Raw genomic sequence first — 13,502 nt, 5'->3', positions numbered from 1 at the left:
TGTTGTCGAGCTCGGTCCGGACGGGGCGTTGTCGGCGCTGATCCAGGAATGTGTCGCCGCATCCGATCACGCCGGGCGGCTGAGCGCGGTCCCGGCGATGCGCAGGAACCAGGACGAGGCGCAGAAGGTGATGACGGCCCTGGCACACGTCCACGTACGTGGTGGTGCGGTGGACTGGCGGTCGTTCTTCGCCGGTACAAGGGCGAAGCAAATCGAGCTGCCCACCTACGCCTTCCAACGACAGCGGTACTGGCTGGTGCCATCGGATTCCGGTGATGTGACAGGTGCCGGTCTGGCCGGGGCGGAGCATCCGCTGTTGGGTGCTGTGGTGCCGGTCGCGGGTGGTGACGAGGTGTTGCTGACCGGCAGGATTTCGGTGCGGACGCATCCGTGGCTGGCCGAACACCGGGTGCTGGGTGAAGTGATCGTTGCGGGCACCGCGTTGCTGGAGATCGCCTTGCACGCGGGGGAACGTCTTGGTTGTGAACGGGTGGAAGAGCTCACCCTGGAAGCACCGCTGGTCCTGCCGGAGCGCGGGGCGATCCAGGTTCAGCTGCGAGTGGGCGCGCCCGAGAATTCCGGACGCAGGCCGATGGCGCTGTATTCACGCCCCGAAGGGGCGGCGGAGCATGACTGGACGCGGCACGCCACGGGCCGGTTGGCGCCAGGCCGCGGCGAGGCGGCTGGAGACCTGGCCGACTGGCCGGCTCCTGGCGCGCTGCCGGTCGACCTCGACGAATTCTATCGGGACCTCGCAGAGCTTGGGCTGGAGTACGGCCCGATCTTCCAAGGGCTCAAGGCGGCCTGGCGGCAAGGGGACGAGGTGTACGCCGAAGCCGCGCTGCCGGGAACGGAAGATTCTGGTTTCGGGGTGCATCCGGCACTGCTGGACGCGGCTCTGCACGCAACGGCTGTCCGAGACATGGATGACGCACGCTTGCCGTTCCAGTGGGAAGGTGTGTCCCTGCACGCCAAGGCCGCGCCGGCTTTGCGGGTCCGCGTGGTCCCGGCTGGTGACGATGCCAAGTCCCTGCTGGTTTGTGATGGCACCGGTCGACCGGTGATCTCGGTGGACCGACTCGTATTGCGGTCGGCTGCGGCCCGGCGGACCGGTGCGCGCCGACAGGCCCATCAAGCTCGGTTGTACCGGTTGAGCTGGCCAACGGTTCAACTGCCGACATCCGCTCAGCCACCGTCCTGCGTGCTTCTCGGCACCTCAGAAGTGTCCGCTGACATACAGGTGTATCCGGACCTCCGGTCGTTGACGGCTGCGTTGGATGCCGGTGCCGAACCACCCGGCGTCGTCATCGCACCCACGCCCCCCGGCGGTGGACGAACAGCGGATGTCCGGGAGACGACTCGGCATGCACTCGACCTGGTACAAGGCTGGCTTTCCGATCAGCGACTCAACGAATCCCGATTGCTCCTGGTGACACAGGGAGCAGTGGCCGTGGAGCCGGGCGAACCCGTGACCGATCTGGCGCAGGCCGCGCTCTGGGGACTGCTGCGGTCGACGCAGACCGAACACCCTGATCGCTTCGTCCTCGTCGATGTGCCTGAGCCCGCGCAACTCCTCCCCGCGCTGCCGGGGGTGCTGGCCTGCGGCGAACCTCAGCTCGCGTTGCGACGTGGCGGCGCTCATGCGCCCAGACTGGCTGGACTGGGCAGCGATGACGTCCTGCCCGTGCCGGACGGCACCGGGTGGCGATTGGAGGCCACGCGCCCGGGAAGCCTGGATGGGTTGGCATTGGTGGACGAACCGACGGCCACGGCACCGCTGGGTGACGGTGAGGTCAGGATTGCGATGCGCGCGGCCGGGGTGAACTTCCGGGATGCGCTCATCGCGCTCGGTATGTATCCCGGTGTGGCATCGCTGGGCAGTGAGGGCGCCGGGGTCGTGGTGGAGACCGGCCCCGGCGTCACCGGCCTGGCACCCGGCGACCGCGTGATGGGAATGATCCCGAAGGCGTTCGGGCCGCTCGCGGTCGCCGACCATCGCATGGTGACGAGGATTCCCGCTGGTTGGAGCTTCGCGCGGGCCGCATCGGTGCCGATCGTCTTTCTCACCGCCTACTACGCGCTGGTTGATCTCGCCGGGTTGAGACCAGGGGAGTCGTTGCTGGTTCATTCGGCCGCCGGTGGGGTGGGGATGGCCGCGATCCAACTCGCCAGGCACCTCGGTGCAGAGGTGTACGCCACCGCTAGCGAGGACAAGTGGCAAGCCGTGGAGCTGAGCCGAGAACACCTCGCTTCGTCGCGGACGTGCGATTTCGAGCAGCAGTTCCTCGGGGCAACCGGCGGACGCGGCGTCGACGTCGTGCTCAACTCCCTCGCCGGGGAGTTCGCCGATGCGTCTCTGCGAATGCTGCCGCGCGGTGGCCGTTTCCTGGAGTTGGGGAAGACGGATGTTCGTGACCCCGTCGAGGTCGCCGATGCGCATCCGGGCGTGTCTTACCAGGCTTTCGATACCGTAGAGGCAGGCCCGCAGCGAATCGGCGAGATGCTTCACGAGCTGGTGGAGTTGTTCGAGGGACGCGTGCTGGAGCCCCTGCCTGTCACGGCTTGGGACGTTCGGCAGGCGCCCGAGGCGCTACGGCACCTGAGCCAAGCGCGGCATGTGGGAAAGCTGGTGCTCACCATGCCTCCGGTGTGGGACGCCGCAGGCACGGTTCTGGTTACCGGCGGAACGGGAGCACTTGGCGCAGAGGTCGCCCGGCACCTCGTGATCGAGCGCGGGGTGCGAAACCTGGTCCTCGTCAGCAGGCGCGGTCCCGCAGCCAGTGGCGCTGCTGAGCTCGTGGCGCAACTGACGGCCTACGGTGCCGAGGTTTCCTTGCAGGCTTGCGATGTCGCCGATCGTGAGACCTTGGCGAAGGTGCTTGCCAGCATCCCGGACGAGCATCCGTTGACCGCCGTGGTGCACGCGGCTGGTGTTCTCGACGACGGAGTGTCCGAATCGCTCACCGTGGAGCGGCTGGACCAGGTTCTGCGCCCGAAGGTCGATGGCGCGCGGAATCTGCTCGAGCTGATCGACCCGGACGTGGCCCTCGTGTTGTTCTCGTCGGTGTCGGGTGTGCTCGGCAGCGGTGGGCAGGGTAACTACGCGGCGGCCAACTCCTTCCTCGACGCATTGGCGCAGCAAAGGCAGTCGCGCGGCCTACCGACGAGATCATTGGCCTGGGGGCCCTGGGCGGAACATGGCATGGCCAGCACCTTGCGCGAAGCCGAGCAGGATCGATTGGCGCGATCTGGGTTGCTGCCGATCTCGACCGAGGAGGGGTTGTCCCAGTTCGACGCCGCGTGCGGCGGCGCGCATACCGTGGTGGCGCCGGTTCGATTCAGCCGCTTGTCCGACGGGAACGCGATCAAGTTCTCCGTCCTGCAAGGTTTGGTCGGGCCGCATCGCGTCAACAAAGCGGCGACTGCGGATGATGCCGAGAGCCTCCGGAAACGGTTGGGACGCTTGCCGGATGCAGAACAACATCGGATTCTGCTGGACCTCGTCCGCATGCATGTGGCGGCAGTGCTCGGATTCGCCGGTTCTCAGGAGATCACCGCGGACGGCACGTTCAAGGTGCTGGGCTTCGACTCGTTGACCGTGGTCGAGTTGCGCAACCGGATCAACGGGGCGACGGGGCTGCGACTGCCCGCCACCCTGGTGTTCAACTACCCGACGCCGGATGCGCTCGCCGCGCACCTCGTCACCGCGCTGTCCGCAGACCGCCTGGCCGGGACATTCGAGGAACTCGACAGGTGGGCGGCGAACCTGCCCACGCTGGCCAGGGATGAGGCCACGCGGGCGCAGATCACCACCCGGCTACAGGCGATCTTGCAGAGCCTGGCGGACGTGTCCGGCGGAACCGGCGGCGGCTCCGTGCCGGACCGGCTCAGATCGGCCACGGACGACGAGCTTTTCCAACTCCTCGACAACGATCTCGAACTTCCCTGATGCCTCAGCCGGAGCCTTCGCAACTTCCTGGAGGGAAACGCCACATGTCGAATGAAGAGAAGCTCCGGGAGTACTTGCGGCGTGCGCTCGTGGATCTGCACCAGGCGCGCGAGCGGCTGCACGAGGCGGAGTCGGGAGAGCGGGAACCCATCGCGATCGTGGCGATGGGCTGCCGGTACCCGGGTGGGGTGCAGGACCCGGAAGGGCTGTGGAAACTGGTCGCCTCCGGTGGCGACGCCATCGGTGAATTCCCCGCTGATCGTGGTTGGCACCTCGACGAGCTCTACGATCCCGACCCGGATCAGCCCGGAACCTGCTACACCCGGCACGGCGGCTTCCTCCACGACGCCGGCGAGTTCGACGCGGGATTCTTCGACATCAGCCCCCGTGAGGCGCTCGCGATGGACCCGCAGCAGCGGCTGCTGCTGGAAATCTCCTGGGAGACCGTCGAATCCGCTGGGATGGACCCGAGGTCCTTGCGGGGGAGCCGCACCGGGGTGTTCGCGGGATTGATGTACGAGGGCTATGACACCGGCGCCCACCGGGCAGGAGAAGGTGTCGAAGGCTATCTCGGAACCGGCAATGCGGGAAGCGTCGCCTCTGGTCGGGTTGCGTATGCGTTCGGGTTCGAGGGCCCAGCGGTGACGGTAGACACGGCGTGCTCGTCGTCGTTGGTGGCGCTGCATTTGGCGTGTCAGTCGTTGCGGCAGGGCGAGTGTGATCTGGCGCTGGCCGGTGGAGTGACGGTGATGTCGACGCCGGAGAGGTTCGTGGAGTTCTCCCGTCAGCGTGGTCTCGCACCGGATGGGCGGTGTAAGTCGTTCGCGGCGGCTGCGGATGGAACCGGTTGGGGTGAGGGTGCCGGTTTGGTGTTGCTGGAGCGGCTGTCAGACGCCAGGCGGAACGGGCATCGGGTACTGGCGGTTGTTCGTGGTAGCGCGGTGAATCAGGACGGTGCGTCGAACGGATTGACGGCCCCGAACGGGCTGGCCCAGGAGCGGGTCATTCAGCAGGTGCTCACGAGTGCGGGGCTGTCGGCGTCCGATGTGGACGCTGTGGAGGCGCATGGAACGGGTACGCGGCTTGGTGATCCGATCGAGGCGCAGGCTCTGATAGCCGCCTATGGACAGGATCGGGACCGGGACCGGCCGCTGTGGTTGGGGTCGGTCAAGTCCAACATCGGTCATACGCAGGCGGCTGCGGGCGTCGCTGGTGTGATCAAGATGGTCATGGCGATGCGGCACGGGGAGCTGCCGCGCACGTTGCACGTGGACGAGCCGAATTCGCACGTGGACTGGTCGGCTGGTGCGGTCCGACTCCTGACCGAGAACATCCGCTGGCCAGGGACGGGTACGCGCCGCGCTGGAGTGTCGTCGTTCGGGGTAAGCGGTACCAACGCACACGTCATCCTCGAACACGACCCGCTCGCCGTGACCGAGAACGAGGAAGCAGCGCAGTCCCCAGCACCTGGGATCGTGCCCTGGGCGTTGTCCGGGCGGTCGTCGACGGCGCTGCGGGCCCAGGCCGAACGGCTGCGCGAGCTGTGCGAGCAGACCGATCCCGACCCCGTCGATGTCGGTTTCTCACTGGCCGCCACGCGCACGGCTTGGGAGCACCGAGCGGTGGTGCTTGGTCGGGACAGCGCTACGTTGCGCTCCGGGCTTGGCGTTGTTGCCAGCGGTGAACCAGCGGTCGATGTCGTTGAGGGGAGCGTCCTGGACGGCGAGGTCGTCTTCGTCTTCCCCGGTCAGGGCTGGCAGTGGGCCGGTATGGCAGTCGACCTGCTGGACGCTTCGCCGACGTTCGCGCGCCACATGGACGAGTGCGCCACCGCGCTGCGGAGGTACGTGGACTGGTCGTTGGTCGACGTGCTGCGCGGAGCGGAGAACTCCCCACCGCTGGACCGGGTGGACGTGCTCCAGCCCGCGTCCTTCGCGGTGATGGTGTCGCTCGCCGAGGTGTGGCGTTCCTACGGGGTGAGGCCGGCGGCCGTCGTCGGCCACAGTCAAGGCGAAATCGCCGCGGCCTGCGCAGCCGGGGTGCTGCCGCTGGAGGATGCGGCCAGGCTTGTCGCATTGCGCAGCAGAGCGTTGAAGGGACTTTCGGGGCGGGGTGGCATGGCGTCGCTGGCCTGCCCTGCGGATGAGGTCGCGGCATTGTTCGCGGGATCGGGCGGCCGTCTGGAAGTTGCGGCGATCAACGGCCCGCGATCGGTCGTGGTGTCCGGCGATCTGGAAGCGGTGGACGAACTGCTGGCAGAGTGCGCTGAAAAGGACATGCGTGCACGCCGTATCCCCGTCGACTACGCCTCGCATTCAGCGCACGTGGAGGTGGTTCGGAGCCCGGTGCTGGCGGCCGCCGCCGGGGTGCGACACCGGGACGGCCAGGTGCCGTGGTGGTCGACGGTGATCGGCGACTGGGTGGATCCGGCCAGGCTGGACGGCGAGTATTGGTATCGGAACCTCCGGCAGCCGGTCCGGTTCGAACACGCCGTGCAGGGCCTGGTCGAGCGGGGATTCGGCCTGTTCATCGAAATGAGTGCGCATCCGGTGCTGACCACGGCGGTCGAGGAAACCGGTGCGGAGTCGGAGACCGCCGTGGCCGCGGTAGGTACCTTGCGACGTGACTCGGGCGGCCTCCGGAGGTTGTTGCATTCGCTGGCCGAGGCGTACGTGCGCGGCGCCACCGTGGACTGGGCCGTGGCGTTCGGGGGCGCGGGCCGACGGCTGGACCTGCCGACCTACCCGTTCCAGCGCCAGCGGTACTGGCTGGACAAGGGAGCTGCCTCCGACGAGGCTCGTGCGGTCTCGGACCCGGCGGCGGGCTGGTTCTGGCAAGCCGTGGCGCGCCAAGACCTGAAAAGCGTGTCCGATGCCCTCGATCTCGACGCCGACGCACCGCTGAGCGCAACACTTCCAGCCCTGTCCGTCTGGCACCGTCAGGAACGAGAAAGGGTCTTGGCAGACGGTTGGCGGTACCGAGTCGACTGGGTACGGGTGGCCCCGCAGCCGGTCCGGAGAACGCGGGAAACCTGGCTCCTGGTCGTTCCCCCGGGCGGCATCGAGGAAGCGCTGGTCGAACGGCTGACGGATGCGTTGAACACGCGAGGGATCAGCACCCTGCGCCTCGACGTGCCACCGGCGGCGACCAGTGGCGAACTCGCAACCGAACTCCGCGCCGCAGCCGACGGTGACCCGGTGAAGGCAATCCTGTCGCTCACCGCGTTGGACGAGCGACCCCACCCCGAATGCAAGGACGTCCCGAGCGGGATTGCCTTGCTGCTGTGAAGCCGACCTCAGAATTCCTCTGTGGACCATCACGCGTGGTGCGGTCAAGGCAGGCCCCGCAGATCGGCTGCTGCGGGCGCAAGCATGGGGTCTGGGGCGAGTAGCCGCACTCGAACACCCCGAGCGCTGGGGTGGGCTGATCGACCTGCCGGATTCGCTGGACGGCGACGTCCTCACGAGGCTGGGCGAAGCGCTCACCAACGGCTTGGCGGAAGACCAACTGGCGATTCGCCAGTCGGGCGTGCTGGCCCGGCGACTGGTACCCGCCCCGGCGAATCAGCCCGCTGGACGTAAGTGGCGCCCCCGAGGGAGCGCGCTGATCACGGGCGGACTCGGCGCGGTGGGCGCACAGGTGGCGAGGTGGTTGGCCGAAATCGGAGCCGAGCGAATCGTGCTCACCAGTCGACGGGGCAACCAAGCAGCAGGCGCCGCCGAGCTGGAAGCCGAACTCCGGGCCCTTGGAGCGCAAGTGTCCATCGTGGCTTGCGACGTGACCGATCGTGCCGAGATGTCCGCACTACTGGCCGAGTTCGACGTCACCGCGGTGTTCCACGCGGCCGGAGTCGGTCGGCTGCTGCCGTTGGCGGAGACCGACCAGAACGGCCTGGCCGAAATATGCGCGGCGAAGGTCCGCGGCGCTCAGGTGCTGGACGAACTGTGCGACAGCACCGATCTCGATGCCTTCGTCCTGTTCTCCTCGGGTGCCGGGGTATGGGGCGGGGGCGGTCAGGGCGCTTACGGCGCGGCGAACGCATTCTTGGACACACTCGCCGAACAACGCCGAGCACGCGGTCTGCCGGCAACCTCGATCTCCTGGGGCAGTTGGGCCGGCGGCGGCATGGCCGACGGCGCGGCGGGCGAACACCTGCGGCGACGCGGGATACGTCCGATGCCGGCGGCGTCGGCCATCCTGGCTCTGCAGGAAGTACTTGACCAGGATGAGACGTGCGTGTCGATCGCTGATGTGGACTGGGACCGATTCGTTCCCACGTTCGCCGCGACTCGCGCCACCCGGTTGTTCGACGAAGTGCCGGCGGCGAGAAAGGCGATGCCCGCGAATGGGCCGGCAGAACCAGGCGGCTCGCCGTTCGCCCGCAATCTCGCGGAGCTGCCGGAAGCCCAACGACGCCACGAACTGGTGGATCTGGTGTGCGCCCAGGTGGCAACCGTGCTCGGGCACGGCAGTCGCGAGGAAGTCCAGCCCGAGCGGGCGTTCCGCGCGCTCGGGTTCGACTCCCTCATGGCGGTGGATCTGCGCAATCGTTTGACCACCGCCACCGGGTTGCGCCTGCCGACCACAACCGTCTTCGACTACCCGAATCCGGCCGCCTTGGCCGCTCACCTGCTCGAGGAGCTGGTGGGTGATGTCGCGTCGGCTGCGGTGACCGCTGCCAGCGCGCCCGCGAGTGACGAACCGATCGCGATCGTCGCGATGAGCTGCCGGTTTCCGGGTGGCGCGCACTCGCCGGAAGACCTGTGGCGGCTGGTCGCCGCCGGCACGGAGGTGATCGGCGAGTTCCCCTCCGACCGGGGCTGGGATGCGGAAGGCCTTTACGATCCGGATGCTTCCAGGCCTGGAACGACGTATGCGCGGATGGCGGGATTCCTCTACGACGCCGGTGAGTTCGATGCCGACCTGTTCGGCATCAGCCCACGTGAGGCGTTGGCGATGGATCCGCAGCAGCGGTTGGTGCTCGAAATCGCCTGGGAAGCCCTCGAACGGGCCGGAATCGATCCGTTGTCCTTGAAGGGCAGTGGGGTCGGCACGTACATCGGCGCTGGAAGCCGTGGGTACGCGACGGATGTGCGGCAGTTTCCCGAGGAGGCGGAGGGCTACCTGCTGACGGGTACCTCGGCCAGTGTGCTGTCGGGTCGGGTCGCGTATTCGTTTGGTTTCGAGGGTCCTGCGGTGACGGTGGATACGGCTTGTTCGTCGTCGTTGGTGGCGTTGCATCTGGCGTGCCAGTCGTTGCGTTCGGGCGAGTGTGATCTGGCGTTGGCCGGTGGTGTGACCGTGATGTCGACGCCGGAGATGTTCGTGGAGTTCTCCCGTCAGCGCGGTTTGGCGCCGGATGGGCGGTGCAAGTCGTTCGCGGAGAGCGCGGACGGCACCGGCTGGGGCGAAGGCGCGGGCCTGTTGTTGCTGGAGCGGTTGTCGGACGCCCACCGGAATGGGCATCGGGTGTTGGCGGTGGTTCGTGGGTCAGCGGTGAATCAGGACGGCGCCTCGAACGGACTGGCGGCGCCGAACGGTCCGTCGCAGCAGCGGGTGATCAACCAGGCACTCGCGAATGCGGCTCTTTCGGCGTCCGATGTGGATGCGGTGGAGGCACATGGCACCGGGACCAGGCTGGGTGATCCGATCGAGGCGCAGGCATTGATCGCAACGTATGGGCAGGCCCGGGAGCGGGATCGGCCCTTGTGGCTGGGGTCGGTCAAGTCGAACATCGGTCATACGCAGGCCGCGGCGGGTGTTGCCGGTGTGATCAAGATGGTGATGGCCATGCGGCACGGGCAGCTGCCCGCCTCGCTGCACGCGGATGAGCCCACGTCGGAGGTCGATTGGTCGTCGGGGGCGGTCCGGCTCCTCGCCGAACAGGTACCTTGGCCGGAGTCTGACCGTGTTCGTCGGGTGGGGGTTTCGTCGTTCGGGATCAGCGGCACCAACGCACATGTGATCCTCGAACAAGCTACGAATGCGCCAGATAGTACAGCGGAGACGGACAAAACAGAATCCGGATCTACTGTCGATATTCCGGTCGTTCCCTGGTTGGTGTCGGGAAAGACGACGGATTCCCTGCGGGGACAAGCCGAACGAGTCTTGTCTCAGGTCGAGTCCCGGCCGGAGCAGCGTTCGCTGGATGTTGCCTACTCGCTTGCTTCTGGCCGAGCCGCGCTGGATGAACGCGCTGTCGTGCTGGGTGCGGACCGCGGTGAGCTGGTTGCTGGACTGGCGGCGTTGGCCGCCGGTCAGGAGGCTTCTGGGGTGATCAGCGGAACTCGTGCTTCTGCTCGGTTCGGGTTCGTGTTCTCGGGGCAGGGTGGTCAGTGGTTGGGGATGGGCAGAGCGCTCTACTCGAAGTTTCCGGTGTTCGCTGCTGCGTTTGATGAGGCTTGCGCCGAGTTGGAGGCACATCTGGGGGAAGACCGCCGGGTTCGGGATGTGGTCTTCGGTTCCGATGCGCAGCTGCTGGATCAGACGCTGTGGGCGCAGTCGGGTCTGTTCGCGCTGCAAGCCGGCCTCTTGGGGCTGCTGGGTTCGTGGGGCGTTCGGCCGGATGTGGTGATGGGGCATTCGGTCGGGGAGTTGGCCGCCGCGTTTGCGGCTGGCGTGTTGTCGTTGCGGGATGCGGCTCGGTTGGTGGCCGCGCGCGCCCGGTTGATGCAAGCCCTGCCCTCTGACGGCGCGATGTTGGCGGTGGCTGCTGGTGAAGACCTTGTTCGGCCATTGCTGGCCGGTCGGGAGGAGTCCGTGAGCGTCGCCGCGCTCAATGCCCCCGGTTCGGTGGTGTTGTCGGGCGATCGGGAGGTGCTGGCCAGCATCGTCGGCCGGCTGACCGAGCTCCGAGTCCGGACGCGGCGCTTGCGGGTCTCCCATGCTTTTCATTCGCACCGGATGGACCCGATGTTGGGCGAGTTCGCCCAGATCGCCGAGTCTGCGGAGTTCGGTAAGCCAACGACACCGCTTGTGTCGACGTTGACGGGTGAGCTCGACAGAGCCGCGGAAATGAGCACACCAGGGTATTGGGTGCGCCAGGCGCGTGAACCCGTCCGTTTCGCCGACGGTGTCCAGGCCCTGGCAGCGCAGGGCATAGGCACGGTCGTCGAGCTCGGCCCGGACGGAACGCTGGCGGCACTGGTTCGGGAGTGTGCGACCGAGTCCGATCGGGTTGGGCGGATTTCGTCGATCCCACTGATGCGCAGGGAGCGGGACGAGACCCGTTCGGTGATGACAGCCCTGGCGCATCTCCACACCCGTGGTGGTGAGGTGGACTGGCAGGCGTTTTTCGCCGGTACCGGCGCTAGGCAGCTCGAGTTGCCAACGTATGCCTTCCAACGACAGCACTACTGGATCGAGTCCAGTGCGCGGCCAGCACGCGACCGCGCAGACATCGGCGAGGTGGCGGAACAGTTCTGGACCGCGGTTGACCAAGGCGATCTGGCAACGTTGGTCGCCGCTCTGGATCTTGGGGCGGACGACGACACATGCGCATCGTTGAGCGATGTATTGCCGGCGTTGTCCTCCTGGCGAAGCGGACTCCGCAACCGTTCGCTCGTCGATTCCTGCCGGTACCGAATCAGTTGGCATTCCTCTCGGGAGGTGCCGGCCCCGAAGATTTCCGGTACCTGGCTGTTGGTCGTGCCCGGTGCTGCGGATGACGGATTGGTCACGGCTTTGACGAGTTCACTGGTCGGAGGCGGCGCCGAGGTCGTCCGGATCGGCCTGTCCGAAGAGGACCCGCACCGCGAGGACGTCGCACAGCGGCTGGCCAATGCGCTGACGGATGCCGGTCAACTCGGTGGCGTGCTTTCGCTGTTGGGGCTCGATGAATCGCCTGCTCCGGGATTCTCCTGCTTGCCAACTGGTTTCGCGCTGACTGTGCAGCTTCTGCGGGCCTTGCGGAAGGCCGACGTCGAGGCGCCTTTTTGGGCGGTGACGCGCGGCGGCGTCGCGTTGGAAGATGTACGCGTGTCTCCGGAGCAGGCCCTGGTCTGGGGGCTGCTGCGTGTCGCGGGACTGGAGCACCCGGAGTTCTGGGGTGGCTTGATCGACCTGCCATCGGACTGGGACGACCGATTGGGTGCCCGGTTGGCGGGTGTGTTGGCGGATGGTGGCGAGGATCAAGTCGCCATTCGCCGTGGTGGTGTGTTCGTGCGGCGGTTGGAACGCGCTGGTGCGTCGGGTGCCGGGTCGGTGTGGCGTCCTCGGGGGACGGTGTTGGTGACGGGTGGTACGGGCGGTTTGGGGGCGCATGTTGCCCGGTGGTTGGCCGGTGCCGGGGCTGAGCACGTGGTGTTGACCAGCCGTCGAGGAGCGGACGCTCCGGGCGCTGGGGAATTGCGGGCGGAGCTGGAGGCGCTGGGTGCTCGGGTGTCGATTGTGCCCTGCGACGTGGCTGATCGTGACGCAGTGGCTGGAGTGTTGGCAGGGATCGGTGGGGAGTGTCCGCTGACTGCGGTGGTACACGCCGCCGGGGTCGGCGAGGCGGGCGACGTAGTGGAGATGGGTTTGGCGGATTTTGCAGCGGTGTTGTCGGCGAAGGTGCGTGGTGCGGCGAATCTGGACGAGTTGCTGGCCGACTCGGAGCTGGATGCGTTTGTGATGTTCTCCTCGGTGTCGGGGGTGTGGGGAGCCGGCGGACAGGGTGCGTATGCGGCTGCGAACGCCTACTTGGATGCGTTGGCCGAGCAGCGTCGGGCGAGGGGATTGGTCGGGACCGCGGTTGCGTGGGGACCGTGGGCCGGTGACGGCATGGCCGCCGGCGAAACCGGCGCACAGCTGCACCGGATGGGCCTGGCGTCGATGGAACCGAGCGCGGCGCTGCTGGCACTTCAGGGTGCATTGGACCGCGATGAGACCTCCCTCGTCGTGGCCGATGTCGATTGGGCACGGTTCGCCCCAGCCTTCACCTCGGCACGTCGACGCCCGCTGCTGGACACCATCGACGAGGCCCGAGCCGCATTGGAAACCACCGGCGAACAAGCGGGCACAGGCAAACCCGTTGAGCTGACGCAACGCCTGGCCGGACTGTCGCGGAAGGAACGCGACGATGCGGTATTGGATCTGGTGCGGGCGGAGACGGCGGCTGTGCTGGGACGCGACGATGCCACGGCCCTGGCGCCATCGCGGCCGTTCCAGGAACTCGGATTCGACTCCTTGATGGCGGTGGAGCTGCGCAACCGGCTGAACACCGCCACCGGGATCCAGCTGCCCGCCAGCACGATTTTCGACTACCCCAATGCCGAGTCGCTGTCGCGTCACCTCTGCGCCGAGCTTTTCCCAACGGAGACTACCGTGGACTCGGCCCTTGCCGAGCTCGATCGAATCGAGCAGCAGCTCTCGATGCTCACCGGCGAAGCGCGGGCACGGGACCGAATCGCGACACGACTGCGAGCCCTCCACGAGAAGTGGAACAGCGCAGCTGAAGTACCGACCGGAGCCGATGTCCTGAGCACGCTCGATTCGGCGACGCACGACGAGATATTCGAGTTCATCGACAACGAGCTCGACCTGTCCTGAGCAGTTCCTGCGGAACTTCAAGCGC

Annotated in this window: 2 protein-coding genes and 1 pseudogene; all 3 read left to right on the top strand. The window is 67.3% G+C overall.

The genetic code is table 11. From position 1 onward, the window contains the following. Positions 1–3,949 (top strand): SDR family NAD(P)-dependent oxidoreductase (locus SSPN_RS45160; RefSeq protein ID WP_010309384.1); only part of this gene is annotated, 3,949 nt, incomplete at its 5' end. Between the two features lie 56 nt (positions 3,950–4,005). After that, positions 4,006–7,236, top strand: a pseudogene (locus SSPN_RS51660) (type I polyketide synthase); the annotation flags it as partial. After that, positions 7,220–13,477, top strand: a complete 6,258-nt coding sequence (locus SSPN_RS45150) for a type I polyketide synthase (RefSeq protein WP_010309377.1) — start codon at positions 7,220–7,222, stop codon at positions 13,475–13,477. The pseudogene SSPN_RS51660 and the gene SSPN_RS45150, both read left to right, overlap by 17 nt. Positions 13,478–13,502: the final 25 nt, after the last annotated feature.

Origin of the sequence: Saccharopolyspora spinosa NRRL 18395 (assembly GCF_000194155.1) — a bacterium.
Lineage (GTDB): Bacteria > Actinomycetota > Actinomycetes > Mycobacteriales > Pseudonocardiaceae > Saccharopolyspora > Saccharopolyspora spinosa.
This window is presented reverse-complemented; position numbering and strand designations above follow the sequence as displayed.